The 23,543-nt window shown below is 44.6% G+C and carries 18 protein-coding genes; 11 read left to right on the top strand and 7 right to left on the bottom strand.

Annotated features, from left to right (window positions below):
* Positions 1 to 12: 12 nt before the first annotated feature.
* Together OA79_RS05230 and OA79_RS05225 are read right to left on the bottom strand one after the other, a co-directional pair.
* Positions 13 to 2,052, bottom strand: a complete 2,040-nt coding sequence (locus OA79_RS05230; RefSeq protein WP_063332161.1) for a TonB-dependent receptor plug domain-containing protein — start codon at positions 2,050 to 2,052, stop codon at positions 13 to 15.
* A 5-nt stretch (positions 2,053 to 2,057) separates the two neighbouring features.
* Positions 2,058 to 2,924: a prephenate dehydratase gene (locus OA79_RS05225; protein WP_063332160.1), complete on the bottom strand. Its 867-nt coding sequence runs from the start codon at positions 2,922 to 2,924 to the stop codon at positions 2,058 to 2,060.
* Between the two features lie 93 nt (positions 2,925 to 3,017).
* Here OA79_RS05225 and yidD point away from each other — a divergent pair, with 93 nt between their 5' ends.
* Complete coding sequence (gene yidD / locus OA79_RS05220; protein ID WP_082825382.1) at positions 3,018 to 3,275, top strand: membrane protein insertion efficiency factor YidD; 258 nt, start codon at positions 3,018 to 3,020, stop codon at positions 3,273 to 3,275.
* Between the two features lie 19 nt (positions 3,276 to 3,294).
* Here yidD and OA79_RS05215 read toward each other — a convergent pair whose 3' ends face one another.
* The 4 genes from OA79_RS05215 to OA79_RS05200 all read right to left on the bottom strand — a co-directional run bounded on the left by OA79_RS05215 (position 3,295) and on the right by OA79_RS05200 (position 7,521).
* The gene (locus OA79_RS05215) at positions 3,295 to 3,948 is read right to left on the bottom strand and encodes a response regulator transcription factor (RefSeq protein ID WP_063332158.1); all 654 of its coding nucleotides are present in this window, start codon (positions 3,946 to 3,948) and stop codon (positions 3,295 to 3,297) included.
* A 29-nt stretch (positions 3,949 to 3,977) separates the two neighbouring features.
* On the bottom strand, positions 3,978 to 5,936 hold the full coding sequence (gene acs / locus OA79_RS05210) for an acetate--CoA ligase (RefSeq protein WP_063332157.1): 1,959 nt from the start codon (positions 5,934 to 5,936) through the stop codon (positions 3,978 to 3,980).
* 140 nt (positions 5,937 to 6,076) lie between these two features.
* A complete protein-coding gene (locus tag OA79_RS05205) occupies positions 6,077 to 6,817 on the bottom strand; it encodes a class I SAM-dependent methyltransferase (RefSeq protein WP_063332156.1) in 741 nt (246 codons plus the stop codon).
* A gap of 83 nt (positions 6,818 to 6,900) precedes the next feature.
* Positions 6,901 to 7,521, bottom strand: coding sequence for an HAD family hydrolase (locus OA79_RS05200; RefSeq protein ID WP_063332155.1), 621 nt, complete (start codon positions 7,519 to 7,521; stop codon positions 6,901 to 6,903).
* Positions 7,522 to 7,811: 290 nt separating this feature from the next.
* On the opposite strand from OA79_RS05200, the gene OA79_RS05195 reads away from it, so the two are divergent.
* The 8 genes from OA79_RS05195 to OA79_RS05160 all read left to right on the top strand — a co-directional run bounded on the left by OA79_RS05195 (position 7,812) and on the right by OA79_RS05160 (position 18,589).
* Entirely contained in the window at positions 7,812 to 8,840 is a 1,029-nt protein-coding gene (locus OA79_RS05195; protein ID WP_063332154.1) for a TAXI family TRAP transporter solute-binding subunit, read from the top strand.
* Positions 8,841 to 8,935: 95 nt separating this feature from the next.
* On the top strand, positions 8,936 to 11,059 hold the full coding sequence (locus OA79_RS05190; RefSeq protein WP_063332153.1) for a TRAP transporter permease: 2,124 nt from the start codon (positions 8,936 to 8,938) through the stop codon (positions 11,057 to 11,059).
* A 262-nt stretch (positions 11,060 to 11,321) separates the two neighbouring features.
* Positions 11,322 to 12,008, top strand: a complete 687-nt coding sequence (locus tag OA79_RS05185; RefSeq protein ID WP_063332152.1) for a response regulator transcription factor — start codon at positions 11,322 to 11,324, stop codon at positions 12,006 to 12,008.
* The gene (locus OA79_RS05180) at positions 12,005 to 13,387 is read left to right on the top strand and encodes a sensor histidine kinase (protein WP_063332151.1); all 1,383 of its coding nucleotides are present in this window, start codon (positions 12,005 to 12,007) and stop codon (positions 13,385 to 13,387) included. Before OA79_RS05185 ends, OA79_RS05180 begins: the two co-directional genes overlap by 4 nt.
* Before the next feature lie 127 nt (positions 13,388 to 13,514).
* On the top strand, positions 13,515 to 15,482 hold the full coding sequence (locus OA79_RS05175) for a TonB-dependent receptor domain-containing protein (protein ID WP_063332150.1): 1,968 nt from the start codon (positions 13,515 to 13,517) through the stop codon (positions 15,480 to 15,482).
* A gap of 74 nt (positions 15,483 to 15,556) precedes the next feature.
* Entirely contained in the window at positions 15,557 to 16,735 is a 1,179-nt protein-coding gene (locus OA79_RS05170) for an ABC transporter substrate-binding protein (RefSeq protein ID WP_063332149.1), read from the top strand.
* Entirely contained in the window at positions 16,728 to 17,834 is a 1,107-nt protein-coding gene (locus OA79_RS05165; protein WP_063332148.1) for a FecCD family ABC transporter permease, read from the top strand. The genes OA79_RS05170 and OA79_RS05165 overlap by 8 nt, the downstream gene beginning before the upstream one ends.
* Positions 17,831 to 18,589, top strand: coding sequence for an ABC transporter ATP-binding protein (locus OA79_RS05160; RefSeq protein WP_063332147.1), 759 nt, complete (start codon positions 17,831 to 17,833; stop codon positions 18,587 to 18,589). Before OA79_RS05165 ends, OA79_RS05160 begins: the two co-directional genes overlap by 4 nt.
* Position 18,590: 1 nt before the next feature.
* Here the strand turns inward: OA79_RS05160 and OA79_RS05155 are convergent, their stop codons facing one another.
* A complete protein-coding gene (locus OA79_RS05155) occupies positions 18,591 to 19,961 on the bottom strand; it encodes a peptidoglycan DD-metalloendopeptidase family protein (RefSeq protein WP_063332146.1) in 1,371 nt (456 codons plus the stop codon).
* 405 nt (positions 19,962 to 20,366) lie between these two features.
* Here OA79_RS05155 and fdhD point away from each other — a divergent pair, with 405 nt between their 5' ends.
* Positions 20,367 to 21,206, top strand: coding sequence for a formate dehydrogenase accessory sulfurtransferase FdhD (fdhD, locus tag OA79_RS05150; protein ID WP_063332145.1), 840 nt, complete (start codon positions 20,367 to 20,369; stop codon positions 21,204 to 21,206).
* Positions 21,196 to 23,529 (top strand): FdhF/YdeP family oxidoreductase, encoded by a 2,334-nt coding sequence (locus OA79_RS05145; RefSeq protein ID WP_063332144.1) that lies wholly within the window; start codon positions 21,196 to 21,198, stop codon positions 23,527 to 23,529. Before fdhD ends, OA79_RS05145 begins: the two co-directional genes overlap by 11 nt.
* The last annotated feature ends 14 nt before the right edge of the window (positions 23,530 to 23,543 follow it).

Here is a 23,543-nt window from a genome sequence, read left to right as displayed (position 1 = left end):
GATCAACCAAACTTAAAAGGTGAGACTTGCAAATACATAAGTATAGGCATCTTTTTCTAAAATGTTGTGTCTAGACACCAGGGCATTATTGTCTAAACGAGCCTCTACTCCAGCCCCCAAAGTCGCTTTGCTATACAGACCAAATGAATGACGATATGCCAGCCAACTGTTGACCAACTGATAATCTCGCCCTCCTAGCTCTTTGCCATACCAGTAATAGCCTTGAACAGACCAATGGTCTGATAATGGCACACTACTGAACAAGGACATCATAATTGGCGTGGTGGCGCGCTCTAGTCGAGAATTATCCGTTTGCGTATCTTGATAGGCATAGGTAAAACGCGTGATCGCACCGGAACGAGAACGCCAATCCAGCTCCAATTCTACGCCAGCAATCATGACGTCTTCTGTCACCCCTTCTTCGATCGGTGCGTCCGTACCAGACAGAGCACTAAAGACTTTTGAACTGAGCACCATATCATCCACTTCGTCATGATACAGCTTGACGTCCAATGACAAACCTCTGGTTGGCCAGTAATGATAATAACCCAATTCATAGGAGGTGATTTTTTCTTCTCCTTCGCCTTCATCGGCGTAGGTCACCGTTGAACTCTCGCCGTTTGATAAGACGTAGTGCCAGCGGAAATGTTGATCCGACAAATCGGGCGTACGAACCGCCTTTGAAACATTAAAACGCAGGGAATCTTGCTCTGATAGCCGATACGTCATGCCCAGTTTAGGAGACAAGAACGTCCCACTCAATTCGCTGTGTTCTAACATAGCACCGGTGTTCAGCACCCAATGCTGATCCGCTCGATACTCGATATTAGAAGACAAACGAAACACTTCATCCCGAGCGATACCTGACAAATAATGCTCCGATTCTGCTTTTTCCCAACGATAACCCAGCGCTGAAATCACCCTAAGTTGGTTCGCCGCCTGCCAAGTGCTTTGCAATTCAATATCATGACGAGTTTCAATTAAATCCACTTCGTAGGAAGCGTTAACATTATTCGTTTCTGAACCACCAAACATCAAGTTATAGAAGTCATCATTTAATAAAGCATCATGGAATTCATTCGCATCAGAATAGTCATAATAATATTGAAGCTTTAATTCATGATGAGTAGAGGTTTGCTGACTAAAGCCGACTTTAATGTATTCCCGATCGACGATTCGCAAAGGGTCATTCGTATCATATGAACCTGAATCTGATGTGGTCTCATACACAGAGGGGTCAATATTGGCTTTTAAATGACTTGCACCAATGTCTAGATCAAAGCGACTATCAGAGGTTTCTTGCTGGAGAAACACATTTCCCATCGTGGCACCATGACCGTCATGCCGATCTTCTCCATAAACGTCGACATCAAAACCGTCCACCCTAGTGGTTGAAGCCGATGCACGATAACTCCAATCCTTATTCAAACCACTGTGTTGACCATACAAACGCATGTCACCTTGGGATCCAGCATAAGCCGTTATGCTATTCCCTAGAGTCTCTAATGGGGAGCGTGTAATGATGTTTACAACGGCAAAAAAAGAATTAATACCGTAACTGGCCGCATTGGGACCTCGGTTGATTTCGACACGCGCCACATCTTCAATACTCAGCGGTAAAGTCGCCCACTCGACTCGCGCCAAGCCAACACTGTAAACAGAACGACCATTAATCAATACTTGGATACGACGATATTGTTCTAGTTCAGTGCCATGATAGGACGCCACAATTTGACTTGAAGCATGATAAGGCACGACAGAAAAACCGGGCACAAATTGCAGTAAATCTTCCACATATTGCACATTCACTCGACGAATGAATTCTCCATCTAACACAGACAAGGTAGAGGACACATCGACTCTAGGCTGAGGAATTTTTGACGGCGTGACAACGACGGGAATGTCTTCTAAAAAACCATCATATCCCGAAAAATCTGTGTCCGGCAGATTCGATGTGGCCAAAAAGTCCACATCCGAAAATAATAGATCGTCCTCAGCCCATGCTGTAACACTGCAGACACACAATAAGAATAAAAAAAAGTGAGATCGCATACTGTCTATTTCAGCCTATACTCATCTGCTAAATAGGTGCCTAAGATTCGTACCTCTTCTGAAAAAAATCGTAACTCTTCTAACGCAGCTTGCATGGCGGGTGCTTGAAAATGCGCTTCCACATCCACATAAAACTGAGTCGCGGTAAAATTGCCATTGACCATATAACTTTCCAGTTTGAGCATGTTAATCCCTTGCGTGGCAAAGCCTCCCATGGCTTTATACAAAGCCGCAGGGATGTTGCGTACACGAAACATAAAGGACGTAATATAAGTATGCTCTGATTCGTACACAGGCATTTTTTGCTGACGAGAGAACACCAAAAAGCGTGTAGTATTGCCTTGGGTATCATTAAAATGGGTTTGTAATACCTTTAAACCGTAGAGCTCAGCCGCCAATTCAGATGAAATCACCGCTAATCCAGGTTCATCTTGCTCAGCAATGTGTTTGGCGGCACCCGCCGTATCGTACATCGCCAAGTTTTTCGCCCCCAACGCCTTTATATTACCATCGCATTGAGCTAACGCTTGTGGGTGACTGCCGATTCGTGTCACTTGATCTAGGGTCATATCATGACGGGCAATCAAACAGTGGTTAACCGGCTCAAAGTGTTCTTTGACAACAAACAACTGTGTTTTGCGTAATTCGCGATAAATTTCTTCGACACGACCAGCGGTAGAGTTTTCAACAGGAATCATGGCGTAAAAGGCATCACCTTGTTCAACCATATGCAGCGCGTCGGCAAACGTCGCACAATTAACGCTCGTCCAATCAGGAAAGGTGTGTTTGCAAGCCAAATGAGAATAAGCACCAGGTTCGCCTTGATATGCGACGATTTGACTGGCATCAAGTGTTAAAGAAGAATCAGGCATAATATAATAGGGTCTTAATAAGAATTGTTTTACATTATCAAATAGACACTAGGATATACATCCTTATTTCTGACAAAAAGCGGACAGAATATTATGATCAAAAGCCTTGCTCTGCTTTTAATAAAAGCCTACCAATATGGGATTAGTCCATTGCTGGGCAATAACTGTCGATTTTACCCAAGTTGTTCTCAGTATAGCCTGCAGGCCATAGAGCGTTTTGGTGTGATAAAAGGCAGTTATTTGAGCATCAAAAGATTGTCTAAATGTCATCCATGGCATGAAGGTGGCGAAGATCCAGTGCCAGAGAAGGCATCATGCTGTCACGCTAAAACGGATTCCGACAAAGAATAACCACAACAATCGAATGTCCTTATGACTCATTCGAAGACATTTGCAATTTGAGTTCACTGGCCACCAATACCGCTTGCGTTCGATTATTAATGTCCAGCTTTCTAAAGATGGCCGTTATGTGTGCTTTTACCGTTGCTTCAGAGATTGATAGTTCATAAGCAATCTGTTTATTCAACAAGCCTTCATGCAAATAACACAACACCTTATATTGTTGTGGTGTCAATTCTGCAACACGCTTTTGCATGCTTAAATCAGCGGTTGGTTGGTTGTCGACTTCTCTTTTAAGCGATTCTGGTAACCAGATATCCCCTAATAATATTTCATTAATGGCTTCAACATACATGGCTGGTTCACTGGTCTTTGGTATGAATCCCAATGCCCCCGCTTCGATCACTTTAGCGACTAACGCACTGTCTTCACTGCCAGAAATAATGGCCACAGGAACATCAGGGTAATCTCGACGTATGCGGATCAATCCATACAGTTCACCACTGCCCGGCATGTTCAAATCTAAGAGCAAAAGATCGAGATCTTTCACCTGCTCCAAACAGCGTAAAGTCGAATCCAAATCATTGGATTCGACTATGTCTACGTCTTTAATTTCGGCCCGCAACGCACTACTCAGTGCGCTACGGAACAATGGATGATCATCCGCTATAACAAGTGACAGCACGTTTTATCCTTATTAGATCGGTACTATGTCTACTCATTTAAACGGTTTTCAATCAAATCATCAACTACACTAGGATCCGCTAGGGTACTGGTATCACCTAATTGGTCTTGTTCATTGGCTGCAATTTTACGCAAAATACGACGCATAATCTTGCCTGAACGAGTTTTAGGTAGACCTCGACTCGCCCATTGGATCAAATCCGGTGTGGCAATTGGGCCAATTTCCTGACGCACAAACTGTTTAAGAGATTTACTCAAATCTTCGTCAGGCGTCACACCGGCTACGGGAGTCACATAGACATAAATGCCTTGCCCTTTGATGTCGTGCGGATAACCAACAATGGCAGCTTCCGCTACCGATGGATGCGCCACCAAAGCACTTTCAATTTCAGCCGTACCCAAACGGTGACCAGACACATTTAATACATCGTCCATACGACCGGTAATTAGATAATGTCCGTCTTCGTCGCGTGAAGCCCCATCTCCCGTGAAATACATGCCATCAAACGTACTGAAATAAGTTTGTTCAAAACGTTCGTGGTCACCATAAACGGTTCGCGCTTGACCAGGCCAAGAGTCGGTTATAACCAAACCGCCTTCAACCTGCACACCTTGCTGATTTTGAATCGCCCCTTGGGCATCCACCAAAGCGGGTTGAACACCATATAGAGGACCGGTACAGAAGCCAGGTTTAATGTCCCCTTGACCAATTCTTGGCGTCATCATCATGCCGCCCGTTTCCGTTTGCCACCAAGTATCTACGATAGGGCAAGACGAGTTACCGATCTCACTGAAATACCAAGACCATGCCTCTGGGTTAATCGGTTCACCAACACTACCAAGAATACGCAAGGATTTACGTTCACTGCTTCTGGTGGCTTCGTCACCTTTTGCCATCAAAGCTCGGATGGCCGTTGGCGCTGTGTATAAAATCGTGACATCAAACTTGTCGACCACTCGACCAATGCGCCCAGAATCTGGAAAAGTCGGCACGCCTTCAAACAATATGCTGGTTGTGCCATTGGTAAGGGGACCATACACCATGTAACTATGGCCAGTAATCCAACCCACATCCGCGGCACACCAGTACACATCGTCCGCTTTTAGATCAAACACCAGCTCATGAGTTATCGAGGCATAAACTAAATAGCCTCCTGTGGTATGCACCACCCCTTTAGGCTTTCCTGTAGAACCTGAGGTATAAAGAATAAACAATGGGTCTTCAGCGTTCATCGGCTCAGCTGGGCATTGTGTTGATTCATTCGCCGTTTCTTGCGCCCAGTCCAAATCACGCCCCGCCACCCAAGGGATGTCTTTTTGTGTGTAACGACATACCAGGACTTTTTCCACCGAAGGACAAGCATTATTGTCTAAGGCCATGTCAACGTTATGTTTCAATGGAATCGTATTACCGGCACGTTTACCTTCATCTGCGGTAATCACCAGTTTCACACCGCAATCGTTTAAACGATCGGCAATAGCATGGGCTGAGAAGCCGCCAAAAATAACCGAGTGAATAGCACCAATTCGTGCACAAGCCAACATACTGTAAACCGCTTGTGGAATCATCGGCATATAAATGGCAACACGATCCCCTTTTTGAACCCCTTGGCGTTTTAATACATTCGCCAATCGGCCCACTTCATCGTGTAAAGTTTGATAGGTTATCGCAACCTTTTCATCGCTTTCCAAATCCCCTTCACAGTAATAAGCCACTTTGTCGGCAAGTTGAGGTAGGTGGCGATCGATGCAATTGTGAGCCACGTTTAACTCACCATCTTCAAACCATTTTATGCTGATGTTACCTCGTTCAAACGAGGTGTTTTTGACCTTGGTATATGGCTTAGACCAATCTAAGCGCAAACCCTCTCTGCCCCAAAATTCGTCTGGGTTGTCAATCGATTCTTGATAGCGTTTTTCAAACTCGGCCTGACTGATATTGGCCTGATTTTCCGCTTCAACTGAAATTGCGCTATATAATGATTTCATAACCCGCTCCATTGTTAATGTTTTTATTCGGATGCAGAACTACTATAGCGGTCTGCCAATGCCTAGCTATTCCACTTTAGTCTTAATTTTATCTTTTGCCTTCCTAGCGAAAGGTAAATTAGGGGCAACAAAGCCTTGTATCAATTAAATCGACCGGCTTTGACAAAAAACGGTAAGTTCACTTCTTGTTTTTGATTTGGCGCACTCCAAACGGTTTCCAAAGGCTCAAAACTCGCCAGTAACGCCTCTTCACCATGCTGAGCAAGGAACTCTTGTGCCCCCGACCAACTGAAAATGAAGTCTTTTACTTGTGTCACAGACCAATGACAGATCAATTCAAAATCGGGCACATCGATCAACTCTAGGGGGAATTCAATGTCACGATACTCATTCCACAACAGTCGACTTTGTTGAGGCCAGTAAGGCGCTAATAAAGGCATCACATGTTGCGTGATCGCTTGATCCTCAACCTCCCCCACTGACAATCGGTTATAACCCCAACAAACAAACAAACCATTCGGTTTCATTACTCGTTTTAATTCTGTCCAAAAAACGTCTAAATCGAACCAGTGCAGTGCATGGGCAACGCATACTAAATCAAAATGCTGATCTGGGTAGTGAGTCATTTCCGCCGGTGATACCTGGTAGTTAACACGACGATGTGGTGTGGCGGCATTAATTTGAGACTCACTGATATCGGACGCCTCAATTTGGCCAAAATAGGCTGCTAGATCCACAGACGCTTGCCCTGTTCCACAAGCACAGTCCCACACTACGCTGGAAGCATTCACCTGCTGAAACAACCAATAATAAAATTCGGCAGGATACAAAGGCCGAGTACGTGAATAGTGACTCGAACTAAGCCCATCAAATCCTTTCATCTAACCTCCTCAAATTATCCACCTAGGGCTCTTTATCTTAACACCCTGCTCTAAGTCATATGTTGACATTAATTAAAGTAACGCTATGTCGCTAATACCTGATATTGCGTCAAAATCTGTCGAGCCTCTGTTACGCCTTTTACTCGGTGAGCATGAATCCCCAAGGCTGTTGCGGCATCGATGTTTAGCTGGTTATCATCAATAAATAAGATGGCTTGTGGCGCGACGCCTAAGCGTTTCACGACATCCTCATAAACGGCACGATCTGGCTTAACTAAACCAAGTTGATGAGACGCAAAATAGTGATGAAAATGCCCAGCTAAGCCCATTTCGCCCATGAGTCTTGGCCAATGAGCCGCATTGGTATTGGACAAAATAGCACGATGATATTCAGGTTTAACCTGATCCACTAAGTCCAAGGCGCCGGCATATAAACCTCTTGGCCAAGCTTTAAATGCCTGCATAAAGGTGTGTTTGTCCGTGTCACTTTCCACCTCCTCTAACAAAGCATCAGCAAAAGCATCAAACGTCATTCGGCCCGAATCAAATGCCGCGACAGCAGGAGATCGTAGCCACTGTCGCCATACCTCAGACTCCTCGCCTTGAGTATTCAACATAGCATGCATTTCCCCAACGTCGCCCAAGTCCACCAGCACATTTCCTAAATCAAACATTACAACACGAATATTATGATCTTGTTTCATTTTATGTTTTCAGCTCCATCGGCAAAATATTGCTTATACTAAGGTATCTATTTGTAAAAAGAACAGACAAAAAGGGCTTTTTCGCTCTTTCGCCATAAGCCATTTTTTGCCGATCCGTTCCTTTCGACGATCAGCAAGAATCGGCTCAAATCTTGATAAAAAAAGGACAAAAACCTGACAGAAAAATTAAAAGCCTTATATTTCAATTAGATAAAAAGTTGGTATGCATTTCGCTATAGTAAAACGCTATAGTTAAATTGGACTCACCCCATAATGAGGAGAAAAATAATATGAAATTGGGATTTGTAACCAAAGCTATTCTAAGCAGCGCTACCGTCGCTGCCATCGCCCTATCATCTGGTGCGGCTTCAGCAGACGATAAACGTAATTACATCCTAGCCACCGCTTCAACTGGGGGCACCTATTACCCTGTCGGCGTGGCCATTGCGACGTTGAGTAAAGTAAAACTCGAACCTAAATTTGGTTTATCCGTTTCCGCTATCAGTTCCGCAGGTTCAGGTGAAAACATTAAACTTTTACGTGAAGACCAAGCTCAATTTGCTATTTTGCAAGGTTTGTATGGTGCATGGGCTTGGGAAGGTGAAGGTCCTTTCAAACAATCCGGTAAGCAAACCGAGCTACGCTCTGTTTCCATGCTTTGGCAAAATGTTGAACACTTTGTATTAAAGTCTGATTTGGCTAAAACAGGTACGGTTGCCGACCTTAAAGATTTAGAAGGGACAAACAATAAGTTTTCCATCGGTAAGAAAAACTCTGGAACGGAAGGATCAGGTCGCCAACAATTGAGTGGCCTTGGCATTGATCCAGACAAATTCAGCTTAGCTTACATGGGTTACGGTGCCAGCGCTGACGCCATGCAAAACGGCAACATCGAAGGTATGAATACCCCAGCTGGTGTTCCTGTGAGTGCGGTAACACGTTTATACGCGTCCATGGGCGACAAAGTGCAAGTACTGGACTTCACCGATGAGCAAATGAAAGAAGCCAATGGTAATTACGAATTGTGGACTCGCTATGTGATTCCGGCGAACACTTACCCAGGTCAAACTAAAAACATCAACACGGTCGCTCAGCCAAACTTCTTGGCAGCACGTGCGGACCTTTCAGAAGACGATGTTTACCAGCTAACCAAATCCCTTTATGAAAACCTCAGCTACTTGAGCGCAATCCATAAAGCGACATCTGTCATGGCTATTGAAAAAGCCATTGCTGGGTTGCCGGTACCTCTTCACCCAGGCGCAGCACGTTACTATCGTGAACGTGGCATTGATATTCCAGCACGCTTGATTGCGGAATAACACGCCTTTTTAATGCAGCGCCATAGTTTGCCGATGCTCAATTGGTTTTATCTATGGCGCTTTGTTTGTTCTTTATGTATTCCTAAGGTAGCTTAATGACTGCTTCAACACCCTCTACAGACGACCAAGAAATCAATCTTGAGGACTTCGAAACCAAGCACCGCTCCAGCCCTTGGATCAATCGTTTTGTCTTTACTTTGTCGATATTTTTAGCGGTTGCTCATATTTACATCAACACCATAGCAACCTTGCCCGAGTTATGGGTGTCTGCTTTTCATTTCGCTGGCTTTGGTGCCTTGTGTGCGCTACTGATTCCTGCCAGCCCTAAGTGGCAACAGAGTAAGCTCGCCTTGCTGTGTGACAGCCTCATTGTCTTGGCACTCGCAGGCATGGTGCTTTACATCATTTTCTTTGAAGATGCGCTCTATGCCAGAGGCGTCACCTTCGATACCGCCGACTGGATTGTGTCCAGTGCCGCGGTGCTCCTTTCATTAGAATTAATCCGCCGAACCAGCGGTTGGTTTATTCCTGTTTTAATCCTTATCGCCTTAAGCTATGTGGTTGTTTGGGGGCAATGGCTAGGCGGCATGTTTACCTTCCCAGGTTTAAGCATGGAAACGCTTCTGTATCGCAGCTTCTTTAGTACCGATGGCATGTTTGGTTCCATCTCCCGTATTTCGTGGAGCTTTGTCTTCATGTTTATCTTGTTCGGTGCTTTTTTAGTGAAATCAGGAGCCGGCGATTTCATCATTGATTTGTCTCGCGCTCTGGCCAGTAAAATGATTGGCGGACCGGGCTTTGTGGCGGTTTTAGGCTCGGGGCTAATGGGATCTGTATCCGGATCTTCTGTTGCTAATACCGTGTCCACAGGTGTGATTACGATTCCTTTGATGAGACGCGCTGGTTTCCCAGCCCGCTTTGCGGCAGGTATTGAAGCCGCGGCTTCTACTGGAGGGCAATTAATGCCTCCTGTCATGGGTGCGGGCGCGTTCATTATGGCCTCTTATACTCAGGTGTCTTACGTTACCATTATTGGTGCTGCGGCCATTCCAGCTCTGCTTTACTTCTTATCGGTTGGTTTTTTTGTTCGTGTTGAAGCCAAACGCAGCAAAGTCATCGCGACAGAAGATGACAGCAACATTGTCGTGTCTCAAGTACTCAAAGAAGGTTGGCATCATATTTTGCCACTGGGTGTACTGGTCACCTTATTGGTGCAAGGCTTTACCCCAACCTATGCAGCGGGCTTGAGTATCATTGCGGTCATTTTGGCTTCGTTCCTTTCCAAAAAGCACAAAATGGGACCTGTCGCCATTTTAGATGCCATGGCACAAGGTGCGAAAAACATGTCCACCACGGCAGTGCTGTTGATTGGTATCGGTCTGGTGGTCAATGTCATCAGCACAACCGGCGTCGGTAACACCTTTTCTTTGTTGATCACGGATTGGGCGGGCGGCAGCTTGTTCTTTACTATTGTTCTGGTGGCCATTGCGTCTTTGATATTGGGGATGGGCTTACCTGTGACGGCGTCTTATATTGTACTAGGCACCTTATCGGCTCCCGCGTTATTCAACCTCATCTCAGAAAGCCAATTGGTTGATATGATTGCCTCAGGCACGCTTCCTGAAACCGCTCACGCTATTTTCATGTTAGTCGACCCAGGTGTCGTGAGCGCTCTTGCTCAAGGGATGCCAATAGATCAAGCTCAAGCTCTGGTCGCTCAAGTGCCAAATGATTTCAAAGGCATGCTGATGGATCAAGCATTAGGGGCAGAACATGTGGCCATGATTTTGGTCACGGCACACATGATCATTTTCTGGTTATCTCAAGACAGTAACGTCACACCACCGGTTTGTTTAACCGCGTTTGCAGCGGCAGCGATTGCCAAAACACCGCCAATGTTAACGGGGATGACTGCCTGGAAATTGGCCAAAGGTTTATACATAGTGCCGCTATTAATGGCCTATACCCAGCTTATTGGCGGTGACGCGGAAACACTCATGCGTTTATGCTTCTTCGGCGTCTTTGGGTTATACGCATTGGTGGCAGCGATGGAAGGCTACTTAGAAGACAAATTGTCGATTCCATTTCGTGTCTTGGCACTGGCAGCGGCCGTTTTAATGCTGTGGCCTAATTTAGATATTTGGTTACAAGCCATTGGGTTAGGTGTTTTCTTAGTACTCTTTATCCTCGGCAATCGAAGTTATCGAGTCACGGTGTAAACCGTGGCTCATAATGTTTACTCAAAGAGTATTTATCCCGATTAAACATCACTAGACAACCCTATGTGATTTCAAAAGGCTAGCCCATTCCGTTAACGTAAACGTTCCTGTCTGGTCCATCAGACATGAACGTTTCTCTTAATAGTCAATCATCCCAGTCCTGAAAGTTCGAACTGAGCTTTTCCCCTACGGTTTTTATTTATGTGACTTTACAAAAGAAAAACAATAAAATGAAAATCATTTTCATTTACTGGAATTTATCATGTCAACGTCAAAAATTTTGATTATTGAAGATGATGTTTTTTTAGGACAAAGAATATCTCAATTACTCGAATCTAAAGGATTTCAAACCAAACTGTGTCAGGACGGTGAGCAAGGCCTACTAGAAGCCATCAAACATTCTTTTGATTTAGTGTTACTGGACGTTATGTTACCCAGTTTAAATGGACTGAATGTTTTAACCTTGTTACGCAAAGAACGTCAAACGCCCGTTATGATGTTAACAGCACTCGGTGCCGAAGAAGATCGTATAAAAGGGCTCAGTATTGGTGCCAACGATTACCTCTCCAAACCCTTTAATTTTACCGAAATGTGGCTACGGGTCGATGCTCTGTTGAGACGCACCTTGCAATCTAAAGAGACCAAAAGCACCTTAAACCTAGTAGACAACTTACTTACCTTGTCGCGCATTGGACAAAGTACTCATTACGATCAACAGATCATTGACCTCTCTCCTATCCAATTCCGCTTATTATGGCTTCTGGTGGAAAATCAAAACACCACTCTCAGCAAAGCTTTTTTGTCTCAAATGGCACTTGGTAAAGCACACAATCAATATGACCGCAGCCTCGATATGCACATCAGTCGTATCCGTAAAAAGTTAGTCGCTGCTGGTATGCACAGCGAGCAACTTTCTACCGTGCATGGCCAAGGATATTGCTACCGATGAAAAATCGTTTACTTTGGAAACTCTTTTTGGTGGTTGCCGTTAGCACTGTGGTGCTGTTTTGGCTTATCGATCTCGTCGCTCAGCATACTGAGGAAAGTATGAGCTATATTGATCAATCCTATCGAGAAGAGCTGAAAAACTACGCTAAAGAAGCGGAGAGGATTCTTAACACAGAAGGCGAGGAAGCTTTAGCTGAATGGGTCGATCACCTAGAAAAAAAGGAAAATACCTGGATAGCCATAGCCACACCGACCATTTCAACGTTAGCGAATACAAAGTTATCGCAACACTATCTCGATGCCTTTACCTTGGGTCGCAGCATTGAGTGGAAAATTCACCTGTACTTTACTCAAAATCCAACAATGGATATCCCTTTTGCGGATGGTCATACACGATTCTTGATTCAACTACCGCAGAGGATGCGCCCAGGTAATAATTTGCTGATTGTTGATTTGATACTGCAAATCGCCATTCCCTTTTTACTACTCTGTTTGATTACTTCTGTTTTATATAAACATGTCATGAAGCCCTTAAAAAAACTCGAAAGAGCCACACACCAATTTAGCGAAGGCAAATTTGATGTCCGAGCGAATGAAGGCTTTTCACACCGTCATGATGAACTCACCAATCTGGCTTCTACCTTTGATCATATGGCAGATCGAATCAGTACACTGATCATAAATCAAAGACAGCTATTAGCGGATTTATCACATGAACTAAGAACACCATTAGCACGCTTGAATATTGCAGTAGATTGCGTTGAGCAAGACTTGGATTCGAAGAAAGCATTAGAAAGATTACGCTATGAATCTTCCAATATGCAAGGCCTGATAGAAGATGCACTAACACTGGCTTGGTTTAATACGGAGTCGCCCTCGCTCGCATTAGAAGAATTAGAAATAACCTCTCTTCTACAAGTCATTGTCGACGATGCTCGATATGAATTTTCTCAACATAATATTCAACTGATACAACCAGATCATGACGTATTCATCGACAGTGCTCATCAAGCATTAACAGCGGCGCTGGAAAATATTATCCGCAATGGTTTGTTTCACACTCCGACAGGAAAAACCCTCACTATAGAGCTAGACCAAAAATCAGATCATCTAAACATTGAGATCAAAGACCAAGGACATGGCGTACCAAATGAACATTTAGAAGACATATTCACTCCTTTTTTTCGTCTAAAACAAAACCTGCAGAATAATCAAAATGACGACCCTAGTATCAGCTCCAATAAGAGTGGCTATGGTCTCGGTTTGGCACTGGCCAAACGACAAATACTGGCACTTGGTGGCTCAATTCATGCTGAGAACATCAATCAAGCCCCAGAAAACGGTTTACGAGTGTTGATTCGCCTTCCATACAAAGACTGAAAGAGAGCATGGACACACAGCCTAACAAGATAGAAATGTAACAGATGTAAAAGTCATTCACATTATTGACATAAAACACATAATAGCCCCCATCAATGTAAACAATTCTCATTTATAGAGGTTAATTATGTCTTCCCCTAGCGTATTTACTAAGTCTCTTTTGGCTACCGCCATCTTCCAAGCCGCTTTATCAACCCAAGCGATTGCAGAGGAAGCAACCGTTCTCGATGAACTAAAAGTGGAAGGTCGTGCGATCACTGAGCTGGATCAAGCCATCTCTTCCGAAGACATTGACAAAAGCCAGGCGACTGACCTTGCAGGCCTATTCCGCAATAAAAGCGAAGTCACGGCGGGCGGTTCAGTAAAAATGGGACAAAAAATCTATGTACGTAACATAGGTGAAGATGCGCTTAACATTACCATAGATGGCGCAGAGCAAGCTGGTAGTATATTCCACCATACGGGGCGTATTACCATTGAGCCTGAGTTATTGAAGCGTGTTGAAATTGAGGCTGGCGCAGCCAATGCCACTTCAGGACCTGGTGCATTAGGGGGATCGGTTCGCTTCATCACCAAAGACCCAAGTGACTTGCTAAAAGACGGTCAAAATCTTGGCGCATTATTAAAATCCACCGTGAGCAGCAATGGTGATGGTATCAAAAATAGCGCGACTATTTATGGCCGAACGTCATCCGCTAAAACAGAAGCCATGCTGCATTTGACAGACTCAAGTCATAACAATTATGAAGACGCTGATGACAACGAAATCAAAGGAACAGAACTGGATGAGACTCTTGGTTTCTTAAAAATCAAAACTCACTTAACGGATGAACAGACGCTTTCGGTCACCTATGAAGACTTAACCGAAGAAGGAGATGTTTTGTACAAACCAGAACATTTCGCCAGCGCTGGAAACGTAGAGGAACCCACATCTGGAGACAGACAAACCACAACCTTAAATTATCGATTCACGGATTTTAATAACGATTTGCTCGACACCAAGGTAACTGTGTACCAAACCAACAATGAGCAAAGCCGTGAGTATACCGGCACAAAGTACACAGGGAATGTCGAAACGTCTGGCCTAACCATAGAAAACACTAGCCTAAGCAACCAACATGAAGTGACGTACGGTATAAACTATCGAAATGATGAAAGCTATTTCAAAGAAACGACTAAATACGTCGAAAAAGGCACCGTAGTAGGCATCTACATTCAAGATAATATTGAAGTAACCCAAAAATTGATGCTGTCCGCTGGTGCTCGTTATGACCAATATGAACTCACCGATGTGAATGACAGTGAATTTTCTGAAGGCGGATTATCCCCTAACATTGGAGCGGTTTATCACATTAATGATGCTTTAAATGTAACCGCAAACTACGCTCAAGCGCTTCGTGGTCCAGAAATAAAAGATGCTTATAAACTCTCCACTGGCATTAGTAACGCCGATGATTTACAAGCAGAGACTGCCAACAACCTTGAATTAGGCGTCAATTACCGAAAAAATCAATTAGCCTTTGGGGCAGGTATTTATAAATCGACCATTAAGGACGGTATAGGAACTGAATTGCCTTGGTCTAAAGTGTCTGATAATTATGAGTTTGATATTGAAACAGAAGGTTTCTATCTGGATCTAACCTATCAGATGGATAAACTGTTAGCAGGTCTTCACTTCCATAGCGCCGACACCATAGCCAATAAGCAGATTGCCACACGTTATGTATATGGCTCTACAGCTAACTCCATAGGCGATACCTTAGTATTGAGTCTAGATTATCAAGCAAGCAATACATTTGAGGCTGGCTGGTCTGCTGAATTTGTAAAAGGCATACACAATATTCATCAAACGGTAGGAACATCAGACTTAGAAGTGGATAAACCTGGCTATGCAGTTCATAACCTCTATGCCAAATGGTTGCCACTGGGAGATGACCAATTAACCCTCTCACTGTCCGTTAACAATCTGTTTAACAAACAATATATCAGCCATGCCAGTGTAGCGGATTACACAGCAAACACTGGTTACGGCAGCATTTCTGGCTCCGCCTCTGCCGGTCGCGACATTCGCTTGAGTGCTGCTCTGAAATTCTAGTCATCACCCCTTTCCCCTTTCGCCAACGTTTATTCATAAACGTTGGCTTTTTAATACAAGGAGATTTTCTTACCATGGCATTTTCATTTGCGTTAAATAACATCAGATTATGCTTGGCATTTTTGCTATTCAGCACCTTGAGCTCAGTGATTTATGCAGCGCAACCCCCCTTTACAGTAACCGATTTAGCAAACCGCAAAATCACCTTTTCTGAGCACCCAAAACGGATTATTTTGGGTGATAGTCGCTATCTTCATGCCTTGTCTATCCTAGACCAGGATAATCCGATTAAACCCATAGCAGGTATGCTATCCAAACTCGAATGGGTAGATTACGGCAGTTATCTTGAGTACCAAAAACGTTTTCCAGAAATTGATAACATCCCCATTATTGGTCGCTCTTCCGCAGACAGCTTTAGCATTGAAAGTGCTATTGAATTAAAGGCAGACTTAGCCATTTTCAGTCTTGATGGTCATGGTCCTAATGCTCGCCATGCCAATACCATTAGAATTCTTGAAAAGGCAGGCATTAAAGTCCTTTTTGTTGATTTTAGAAAAGCCCCGTTAAAAAACACGCCTATCAGCTTAATGCTTCTAGGCAAAGTCTTAGATAAAGAGGCGCAAGCACAACGTTTTATCCGCTACTATCAACAACAACTTAACAAAGTCACCGCCACTATTAACAAGCTATCTCCGACACAAAAAAAACAGGTTTTCATTCACAGTCGTGTCGGCGTCTTAAACGCGTGTTGTGAGACCATGAGTCGAGGCATGATGGCGGATTTTATTGCTACTGCAGGTGGCCACAACATTGCGTTATCCGTGATTCCTGGTGTGGCTGGCGTCATGAACCAAGAATATCTGTTAGCACAACAACCTGATGTCTATATCGCAACGGCCGTTGGATCAAAAGGCATGCCTAAAGAAAGTCCTGATGATGAACTTCCCTATGTCATGCTGGGAGCAGGTGTCCCAGAAAATTACGCAGAACAATCTCTACATCAGGCCTTAGTTCGCTATAACCTGACCTCGCTGACAGCCGTTCAAACACAGCAAAGTTACGCTCTATGGCATGGTTTCTATAATTCACCATTGAATGTCGTGGCCGTACAAGTTGTCGCAAAGTGGCTATACCCAGAAGAATTTGAAGGTCTAAACCCTAACGAGACATTGCAATATTTTTTCCGCCACTTCCAAGCAATACCACTAACAGGTGTTTATTGGACAAAGCTCCCTAAGGTTGTTCATGAATAAGAAAAATTGGCCATTGTCATTGCTCTTTCAACCATTCAAAAAGTCACCTAATCCGTCAGACTCTTTGGCGAATCAATACCGTCATCATGTCGGCACTCGCATGCTGTTTTTGACGTTATTGGCCGTGAGTATCGTGGTGGCGTTGTTATACGACTTATCGACTGGACCCTCCTCTCTTTCCTATGTCGATTTAATTAAAGGCGTGTTGTCTCCTAACTCATTACCCATGTCTCAACAGGTCATCATTTGGGACATTCGGCTTCCTTATGCTCTTATGGCTATTTTGGTGGGCGCCTCTCTTGGTCTGGCAGGAGCGGAGATGCAAACCGCGTTAAACAACCCATTAGCGAGTCCATTTACCCTTGGCGTCGGTTCAGCAGCCACCTTTGGTGCCTCCCTAGCCATTGTGTTTGATTTTAGTGACTATGGTATTAACCAAACGTATTTATTGCCTATCTTTGCTTTTTCCTTAGCATGTTTAACCTCACTCATTATTCTTGGCGTGGCCAACAGCTTAGGGGGCAGTATTCAAAGTGTTTTATTATTTGGCATCGCACTCATGTTTGGATTAAATGCCATGGTCGGTGTGATTCAATTTATTGCAGAAGAAGGAGAATTACAGCAAATCGTATTTTGGACCATGGGAAGTCTCGCAAGAGCGGATTTAGAAAAAGCCGCCATTGTCAGCTTAGTCTTACTATTCTGCTTTGTAATCAGCTTACGTCATTCTTGGTCTATGACGATACTTCGCAGTGGTGAAGAGCAAGCTCAGAGTATGGGAATCAATGTAAAACGCTTACGATTAACCACTCTAATTCGGGTCAGTTTAGTCACTGCCGTCGCCCTTGCCTTTGTCGGTGAGATTGGCTTTATCGGTTTAGTCGCTCCGCATATTGCGCGCATGATCATCGGCGAAAGTCATCGTTTTTTTATTATTGCCAGCACCTTGTGTGGCGCACTGCTGCTGTCTCTTGCCTCAATAGTCAGTAAAGGCTTTATCCCTGGTTTGGTGTTACCCATTGGCATGGTTACCGCACTCGTGGGGATACCGTTCTTCATTGCTCTCATCTATCAACATCAAAAGCGCAATCCAATATGAGTTTAGAACTGAATAACATTGGCGTCGCATACGGCACCAAACAAATCCTGTCAAACATCACAACCGACACGATAAAACCGGGGAGCTTAATCGCTTTATTAGGTCAAAACGGCGCAGGTAAATCTACCTTTGTAAAAAGTTTAGCTGGATTAATCCCTTATCAAGGGAAGGCTTGTTTAGAAGGTATGGAGCTGGCCAAGATGCATCAACGCGAGCGTTTAAAAAACATTGGCTATGTACCACAAACACTGCCTCAAAGTAACAGTTTGCTGGCCTATGAAGTGATTAAAAGCGCAGCCAGTGCTTTTCCGCAACACAATCAAGAAAAAGTCATCGAAGAGGTATTTGAACGCCTGAACATTGCCCATTTAGCACTCTATCCAATGCATAAACTGTCCGGTGGTCAAAGACAAATGATCAGTTTAGCGCAAGCCCTTGTGCGCCATCCTAAACTGTATTTATTAGATGAACCAACCAGTGCGCTTGATCTTAACTGGCAAATGCAGGTACTCAATACGATCCGAGAAGAAGTCAAGTCACACAACGCGATTGCCCTACTGATCAGCCATGATATCAATTTGGCTTTGCGTTATTGCGATCAAGTCATTTTATTGCATCAGGGCAACATTTTGAGTATCGGAACGCCTAAAAACAGTTTAACGACTGAACACCTCGCACAGGCTTATAAGGTCGAAGCACGAATTGAAACCTGTTCTCAAGGTCATCCTATTGTTCTCGTAGACAGACCCATCTGATTTAGGACGCTGATGGGGGTTGATCTGTCATCGATGACTCATCTTTCGCCATCATTTCAATCCACTGTGCGACGTTTCGCTCGTATTCGTCTCTTTGGTCTGCCGGTACGGATTTCGCCGTGGGAATTTTGGCTGTCATTGGGTTCACTGGACGACCTCTAACATGCAATTCGTAGTGCAAGTGCGCACCAGTGGTTCGTCCCGTGTTGCCTGATAAAGCAATCACTTGACCACGTTTTACCTTCTGCCCTTTTTTCACCAATATTTTGTTCAAGTGTAAAAAACGAGAGCCGTAAGGCCCAGTGTAATCAATCACTATGTATTTGCCCGCGTATTTGTGTTTCGCCACTCGTGTTACCACACCATCGCCAGTCGCAAGGATTTTGGTGCCGACAGGCGTCGCTAGGTCAACCCCATTATGTGGTGCGGGATGCCCTGTAATAGGGTGAAGTCGATTGGCATTGAAAGGTGAACTGATGCGGTAATGTTTCGCCGTGGGCCAGCGTAATAAGGCGGGGGTTAAACTGTTTCCGTCTTGGTCGTAAAAGCGCCCATCAGAGTGCACAAAAGCACGGTATGTTTTGCCCTGAACTTGAAACTGCAAAGCCTCAATTTGAGTATCGCCAACAGAAACACCATCAATGCTGCCGTTCTTGACGATCAAATCAAATTCATCATTCGCCCGCAAATCCTTGCGGAAGTTTACACGACCTTTAAGCACGTCATGAATGATTAAAATGTTGTTGTCTGATAAGCCGACTTTTTTCGCCGACAGATAGAAGTTACCGGTTATTTTGCTGTGTATACTGGTCTGTGTATAGGTAATGGGCTTAATGTCTTCCTGATAGGTAAAACCACCACTACCATGACGGACGTAAGACACACTTTTACTGATGTCAATGCGGCGTGTCAGGGTTTGCAGCTGGCCGTCACTGTCCAACTTAAAGGTAAAGTGATTATTAGGCAGTAAGGGTTCCAACACCAAGTATTCTTGGTCAGCCTCTAAAACGGCGTACATGGATTCGCGAGATAAACCAAAGCGAGAGAAGATTTTCGCTAATGTATCCCCTGGCTTGATGACATAGTCAATACTCGGCGGCGCGACACTGGCTTGCTCCACCTCTTCTATCGGATCAGTAGACAGCAAAGAGTCAAACGCAACCTCGTCACTCCCCGAAGGTTCGATAAGATGCTTTTGAATACTGGTACTGGTTGAACTAGTCGGCAAAACGTAGTCTTTAGGATTGCTTTCTGAAGGCGAAACCAGCGCTCGATAAACCCATAAAAATAGCAAAAAAACAGCCAGGATAATGGCTAGCCAAGCTCGCTGGTCATCTAGGAGCCAACGAGAAAGGCGTTTTAAAAACGGCATATAAAAACTCATAAGGAAATGTGGACTATTGAAAAGCCCAACTACTTACTGAACACAACGTCGCACACTTTCTCTATGTTAAACAGGACGTAAGACAAAACCTGAACATACTGTGTCGTATGTCTGTTTCGACTGCCACTCTTGTTGCGTAAAAATCTCCCTTGATGCCTGATCTGAGATATTTTTTACAAAATACATACAAAAAACACGTCATTTTATTTGAGGGCGCTAGAATACGGCATTTCATTGTTTAAATAAACACCTCTTCCGAGCAATCCATTTGTCAATGGCCAGACGTCAATTCCAGCCGCAAAAATGCACCTTGTTTTCACCACAAAACCATAGACGAGAAACCTCCTCCTACGTACTATGATGTTTGATTTTCTTTCTTCAACAAGGTCTCTTATGTCACTCAATTTAGTGAAGTTTCATGGCTACCGCAGTTCTACTTTCACAAGGGAAGCGGATTCTCTTGAGCTAGACAGTGTCGATCTTGTAGAAGAAGTTCCCCTGAGCCTAAGCATCAACGACATTGCTTACGCGGTCATCATGATCACGCCTGTCAATGTGGAAGAGTTCGCCCTCGGTTATGCCTTGAGCGAAGACATCATCCAACACCGACAAGATGTTCGTGACATCGACATTCAATCACATACCAGCTCATTGAATATTGAAAGCATACAAGTCAACTTGATCATCAGCAGTCGCCGTTTTAGTGAGTTCAAAAGCAAACGTAAAATACACCTTGGGGCCAGTGGCTGCGGATTATGTGGTATTGAATCACTTGATCAAGCCTTGCCAGCATTAATGCCATTAGGGCCATCTAAGTGCTTATCACCAGAAAGGCTTTTCACGCTCAGGAATCGACTCAATCAAGCGCAACAGCTTGGCCAGAAAACCGGCGCGTTGCATGCGGCTTTGCTCTTATCAGAACAGGGTGACACACTTGCTTGCATGGAAGACATTGGTCGACATAATTGCTTGGATAAAATCATTGGCTACGCCGCACAGCAAGGCATAAAACTGCACAATCACAATGTGGTTATGTCCAGTCGATGCAGTACAGAGTTGATTCAAAAAGCCGTCAGAGCAGGATTGTCTAATCTAATTCATCTTGCTTCACCCAGTCACCTTGCCGTGAAACTCGCCAATCAATATGGCTTGACCCTAATCCATCTTAGCAAACAAAATGCACCAAGATTTTTTGCCCCTACCGCTCGAAAGGACAATCAAGATGACCAATAAAACGCATACTTACACGCCTTACAAAGGACCCGCTGGTGGTTGGGGCGCACTGAAAAGCACCGCACAACATTGGTTGAAGAGTGAAAACGCCACGCGCAATATTTTTACCTTATTGAAAACCAACCAACCGCAAGGCTTCGATTGTCCGGGCTGTGCTTGGGGCGAAAAACATGATCCCGCTAAGATCCGCTTTTGTGAAAATGGGGCTAAAGCGGTGAACTGGGAAGCCACCTCTCGTAAGGTTGACGCTGAGTTTATGGCCCAGCACAGTGTGAGTTGGCTGAAGACGCAAAGCGATTATTTTCTAGAATATCAAGGCCGCTTAACCGAGCCCATGCGTTATAACTCTGCCACCGATCACTACGAAGCCATCTCTTGGACTCAGGCATTCAGTCAAATTGCAGAGGCGCTCAAAAGTCAAAACTCACCAGATAATGCCGCTTTTTACACGTCTGGCCGAGCCAGTAACGAAGCGGCTTTTCTCTATCAATTATTCGCTCGAGCCTACGGCACAAACAACTTACCTGATTGTTCAAATATGTGCCATGAAGCCAGTGGTTACGGGTTAACCAGTAGTATCGGCATTGGTAAAGGCACCATAGAAATAGACGACTTTGAACGTGCTGATGCGGTGTTCGTATTTGGTCAGAACCCCGGAACCAACCACCCTCGTATGTTGGAAACCTTAAAAGAAGTGGTGCAACGCGGAGCGCAATTGCTCACCTTTAATACCTTAAAAGAGCGGGGATTAGAGCGCTTCCAAAACCCACAAAACCCCATTGAAATGCTGACCAATTCCTCAAAACCAACCAATACTGCCTACTACACACCTAAAATTGGTGGCGATATGGCAGTCGTTCGAGGCATGGTGAAAGTCTTGATCGAAATGGAAGAAAACGCTCAGCGTGAAGGCAAAGCCGCCATCTTTGATCATGAATTTATTGCTCAACATACTCAGGGGATGACGCCCTATCTTGAACGAGTAAAGCAAACTTCGTGGGATGATATTCTAAACCAAGCAGGTTTAACGCGAGAACAAATACAACAGGCCGCAAAGGTCTATGCTAGCGCCAACAGTGTCATCGTTACCTGGGCCATGGGCATCACTCAACACCACCACTCGGTGGCCACCATTCATGAAATCGTCAATCTACTGGCCTTACGTGGCAACCTTGGTAAACCGGGAGCTGGCGCGTGTCCAGTTCGCGGCCACAGTAATGTCCAAGGCGACCGCACTATGGGGATTAATGAACGCCCTTCTCATGCGTTTTTAGATGCCATGGAAAAACGTTTTCACTTTACGCCACCACAGCAAGAAGGACTCGCCGTGGTTGATACCATTAAGGCCATGCGCGACGGCAAGATAAAGGTGTTTATTGCCCTTGGGGGCAACTTTGCGGCAGCCACACCCGATTCTCACGCTACCGCCGCGGCTCTAGAAAAATGTGACCTCACGGTCCAAATCAGTACCAAGTTAAATCGATCTCATCTGATTATCGGCAAAGAAGCTCTGATCTTGCCTTGTCTTGGTCGAACCGACATTGACCATCAAGCCAATGGGCCACAAAAGGTCACAGTAGAAGACTCATTCAGCATGATCCACGCATCTGGCGGCGTTCTGGAACCCATGAGTAAGCTACAAAAATCGGAACCCGCCATCATCGCTGGCATAGCGCAAGCGACGCTTGGTAATCACCCTGTTGAATGGTCATCTCTAATCGCAAATTACGACACCATTCGCGAGCACATTGCCGCCGTTGTTCCCGGCTTTTCAGACTTCAATCAACGCATTTTACACGACGGCGGGTTCTATTTGGGCAACAGCGCCAGAGAAAGAAATTGGAACACGCCAGCCGGTAAAGCCATTTTGCATAGCCACCCTCTACCCGATTCTATTTTGCCTAAACAAGCAAAAGACTTATTGACCGAGAAGAGTTTCATTCTGCAAACCTTACGCTCTCATGATCAATACAACACGACGATTTATGGCTTAAACGATCGATATCGTGGCATTAAAAATGAACGTAAAGTGGTGTTTATCAACCCTGCGGACATCAAACGATTAGGCTATCAAGAAGGTCAAAAGGTCAGCATCCGTTCTCTATGGAACGACGGTGTGGTCCGTAAAATAGACGGTTTTAAACTCGTGCCCTACAGTATTCCTGCTGGCAACTTAGCCGCGTATTACCCTGAGACGAACCCATTAGTGCCGCTGGATAGTCATGGTGAGTTTAGCAACACACCAACGTCAAAAAGCATCGCTGTCGAACTGGAACCGAGTGACGCCAATCCGAACGATGAGCTGTCTGTCACCAACCTTTAGAGTGTATCGCGGTA

Source organism: Marinomonas sp. TW1 (assembly GCF_001625355.1).
Taxonomy (GTDB): Bacteria; Pseudomonadota; Gammaproteobacteria; order Pseudomonadales; family Marinomonadaceae; genus Marinomonas.
Note: the sequence above shows the minus strand (reverse complement) of the source record. Positions and strands in the feature narration are given on the sequence as shown.

Bases quoted from the DNA above. Each gene is read 5' to 3' on its own strand.
- OA79_RS05225 (WP_063332160.1), bottom strand. From the start codon at position 2,924: ATGCCTGATTCTTCTTTAACACTTGATGCCAGTCAAATCGTCGCATAT.
- OA79_RS05155 (WP_063332146.1), bottom strand. From the start codon at position 19,961: ATGCCGTTTTTAAAACGCCTTTCTCGTTGGCTCCTAGATGACCAGCGA.
- OA79_RS05145 (WP_063332144.1), top strand. From the start codon at position 21,196: ATGACCAATAAAACGCATACTTACACGCCTTACAAAGGACCCGCTGGT.
- acs (WP_063332157.1), bottom strand. From the start codon at position 5,936: ATGAAATCATTATATAGCGCAATTTCAGTTGAAGCGGAAAATCAGGCC.
- OA79_RS05160 (WP_063332147.1), top strand. From the start codon at position 17,831: ATGAGTTTAGAACTGAATAACATTGGCGTCGCATACGGCACCAAACAA.
- OA79_RS05205 (WP_063332156.1), bottom strand. From the start codon at position 6,817: ATGAAAGGATTTGATGGGCTTAGTTCGAGTCACTATTCACGTACTCGG.
- OA79_RS05170 (WP_063332149.1), top strand. From the start codon at position 15,557: ATGGCATTTTCATTTGCGTTAAATAACATCAGATTATGCTTGGCATTT.
- yidD (WP_082825382.1), top strand. From the start codon at position 3,018: ATGATCAAAAGCCTTGCTCTGCTTTTAATAAAAGCCTACCAATATGGG.
- OA79_RS05165 (WP_063332148.1), top strand. From the start codon at position 16,728: ATGAATAAGAAAAATTGGCCATTGTCATTGCTCTTTCAACCATTCAAA.
- OA79_RS05190 (WP_063332153.1), top strand. From the start codon at position 8,936: ATGACTGCTTCAACACCCTCTACAGACGACCAAGAAATCAATCTTGAG.
- OA79_RS05185 (WP_063332152.1), top strand. From the start codon at position 11,322: ATGTCAACGTCAAAAATTTTGATTATTGAAGATGATGTTTTTTTAGGA.
- OA79_RS05180 (WP_063332151.1), top strand. From the start codon at position 12,005: ATGAAAAATCGTTTACTTTGGAAACTCTTTTTGGTGGTTGCCGTTAGC.
- OA79_RS05200 (WP_063332155.1), bottom strand. From the start codon at position 7,521: ATGAAACAAGATCATAATATTCGTGTTGTAATGTTTGATTTAGGAAAT.
- OA79_RS05230 (WP_063332161.1), bottom strand. From the start codon at position 2,052: ATGCGATCTCACTTTTTTTTATTCTTATTGTGTGTCTGCAGTGTTACA.
- fdhD (WP_063332145.1), top strand. From the start codon at position 20,367: ATGTCACTCAATTTAGTGAAGTTTCATGGCTACCGCAGTTCTACTTTC.
- OA79_RS05195 (WP_063332154.1), top strand. From the start codon at position 7,812: ATGAAATTGGGATTTGTAACCAAAGCTATTCTAAGCAGCGCTACCGTC.
- OA79_RS05175 (WP_063332150.1), top strand. From the start codon at position 13,515: ATGTCTTCCCCTAGCGTATTTACTAAGTCTCTTTTGGCTACCGCCATC.